Genomic DNA, 2,578 nt, shown 5'->3' with positions numbered 1-2,578 from the left:
GAGACGTGTTTCATTATGCACCCCTTCGTTAAGTGTATGTAAACATTGGAAGCGTGTCCGCGTCCACATCGCGCAACGGGCGACCTTTCCGGGCAATCGCCGCTTTGACCGGCTCGGACGTCAAATCGGCGGCCCGGATTTGATAGGGCGCTCGCGGAACAACCTGGACCGCAGGAAGAACGCCTGTGGAAACAAGGCGTCGTACCAGATAGCTTGAGACGCCCAACGCTTTGGCGACCTCTGCTTGCGTGAGCCATTCGCCATTTTTATCGGCTGAACGGTAGGCATCGATGCCACGCACGTAACGAACAGAACGGACCCGATGGGCTGTCCATGTCTTTCCCTGGCCGGTGGGAAAGCCCATTCGGTTGAGTGTGGCGGCGATATGCTCGTCTGACCAGCGGCCAGCCATGCCGCGTATGACTTCCAGTGCATCTTCGGCTGTCGCGCTGCCGTGTTCGCCAGACTGTGGCTTACGAACACGCAACTCCGAATGCTGACCACCTTTCCAATGAATGGTGAGGACAACGTCACGGACAGCATCGTCAACATCGACGATAATGTCCGCGATCAACGTTCGGAGAAGCTGCTGGCGTGCGCGCATGGTTACATCGGGAGCATTCCAGGCTGCCGACAGGTTCTCTGCGAGGTTGGAAAAGGCATTGGGATCAACGACGATCGTCGTTGGGTCGTGCGCGGGTTTGCGCATCTCCAGATCGCGTACGCGGCGCAATGCCGCCTCCCAGTTCTTCTCCAACTGAGCGGCAATCAGGCGGTTGTCGGGATCACATGCTGCATAGCGCCGTTCGGCAAGGCCAGCCTCGTAGCGGGCCTGCTGAAGTTCCAGGTCGAGGATCTGGCGCCGATCTTCCTGTCGTTCCTGATGCATTCGCTCCGCCTCGATCGCAGCTTCGATCGCCAAGGGTTCTACCGCTCGCAACAGCTCCCGTGCCACCGCCGTGTCGATCTTCGGAGCACCGAAGGTCATACAACGAGGCTGCCCAGCCAGGTTACCTCTATCGCAGCGGTAGACCGGCTGGCTGATCGGACCGCCCCTATAGCAAACACTGAGACGTTGGCCGCAACGGGCGCACGTCAGAAGGCTTGATAAGAGCGCCTTGCCCCCGCGGCCTGATTTTGCGCCATCCTGGCGACCATAGGCGTTGAGCGCCAACTGCTTCTGATTGCGCTCAAACTCATCCCAGCCGATGTAACCCTCGTGATGATCCTTGATCATCACCTCCCAAGTACCCGCCGGCTTGTAATGTCCGTAGGTCCGCCGCGCTCGCCCCTCAACAATCGAGGTGCGCTTCTCACTTTTGCCATATACATAAACGCCTGCATAGAATGGATTTTTGAGAACGCTGATCACATTACGGTAGCGGATCGGCTGCCAGATGCAGTTCGTCATGCGGCCTTCGTCGGCAGGCCGCGGGAAGTGGATCTGCTCGGCCTGCATCGACAACAACACCTGACGGGCGCTGCCGAGCTCGCGAAAGCGGGCGTAGATAAGCCGGATCACTTCTTGCAGACGAATATCGGGATCAAGCCCTAGGCCTGCCTCGCGATGCCATACATAGCCGAATGGAACCGACAAGCGCAGTTCGCCGCGGTGCGCCTTCGACCTTGCGGCATCGAGCATCCTTGCCCGCAGCACACCCAACTCGAACTCGCTGATACTGCCTTTCATGCCAAGGAGTAGGCGATCGTTGGGGTGGCAAGCGTTGTACACCCCGTCGTGATCGATAACACGGGCTTCGACAAGTCCGCACAGTTCGAGCAAATGATGCCAGTCGCGCCCGTTGCGCGCGAGCCGCGACGCATCGAAGCACAGGACAGCCCCGACCTTGCCAGCGCAGAGCCAGGCGACCAGACGGTCGAAGCCGGGCCGCGCTACCGTTCCACTCGCCGATCGCCCGAGATCGTCATCGATAACCTCGATGTCGACAAAGCCGTAGCTACGTGCGATGTCGACCAGATCATATTGGCGCCGCTGGCTTTCCAGATTGGTCATGACCTGGGATTGCGAGGACTGGCGTACATACACGACCGCCTTGCGCTGAAGCACGGTCACCGGGAGATCAGCGCTTGTCATCGGCAAGCTCCTCTATGCTGATGCCGGCGGCCTGCATCAGAATCCGGGCAAGCGTCAGAACGACTTTCATCCGTTCCGTTTCGTTCATCCCGTCTATCCGGCTGGGTTCGAATATCAGGTTCATCTGTCTGCCCGAGTTCAACGCGGGCGCGGCGTGCTGCTTCATCGACTTTCTCCCGTGCGAATCCATCATCGCGTCTGGAGTGTGGCGGAGCAGCGACGACCGTGACCAGCCTCTTCAATTCGGACAATGCCAGCAGATCGACCTGTGGCGCACCCGATGTCATGCCGGCGCAAACGACCGGATCAAGCATCCAGGCAGCCATCGAAACGACGGCACCTGACGGACCTAACACCTTGAGAAATTGGCCCGTTGCTCGATGCTCTACCCGCCGAACGTTGACCTTGCGGCCAAAATACGGATGCCAACGATAATAAACTTCCAATTCCTGACCGACATGGGCAGAATGAACGGGCAATGGC

General features: G+C 59.1%; 2 protein-coding genes. Both read right to left on the bottom strand.

All coding sequences use genetic code 11. The features are described from left to right. Positions 1-28: 28 nt before the first annotated feature. Positions 29-2,095 (bottom strand): recombinase family protein, encoded by a 2,067-nt coding sequence (locus tag EFQ99_RS34760; RefSeq protein ID WP_010009919.1) that lies wholly within the window; start codon positions 2,093-2,095, stop codon positions 29-31. Then, positions 2,092-2,578, bottom strand: a 487-nt coding sequence (locus EFQ99_RS35430; protein ID WP_342635439.1) for a hypothetical protein, incomplete at its 5' end; no start/stop codon positions are given. The genes EFQ99_RS35430 and EFQ99_RS34760, both read right to left, overlap by 4 nt.

The organism is Rhizobium vallis (assembly GCF_003985155.1).
Taxonomy (GTDB): domain Bacteria; phylum Pseudomonadota; class Alphaproteobacteria; order Rhizobiales; family Rhizobiaceae; genus Rhizobium; species Rhizobium vallis.
Note: the sequence above shows the minus strand (reverse complement) of the source record. Positions and strands in the feature narration are given on the sequence as shown.

What these genes read in the sequence shown, in the direction of transcription:
- EFQ99_RS34760 (WP_010009919.1), bottom strand. Translation starts at nt 2,095, where the DNA reads ATGACAAGCGCTGATCTCCCGGTGACCGTGCTTCAGCGCAAGGCGGTC.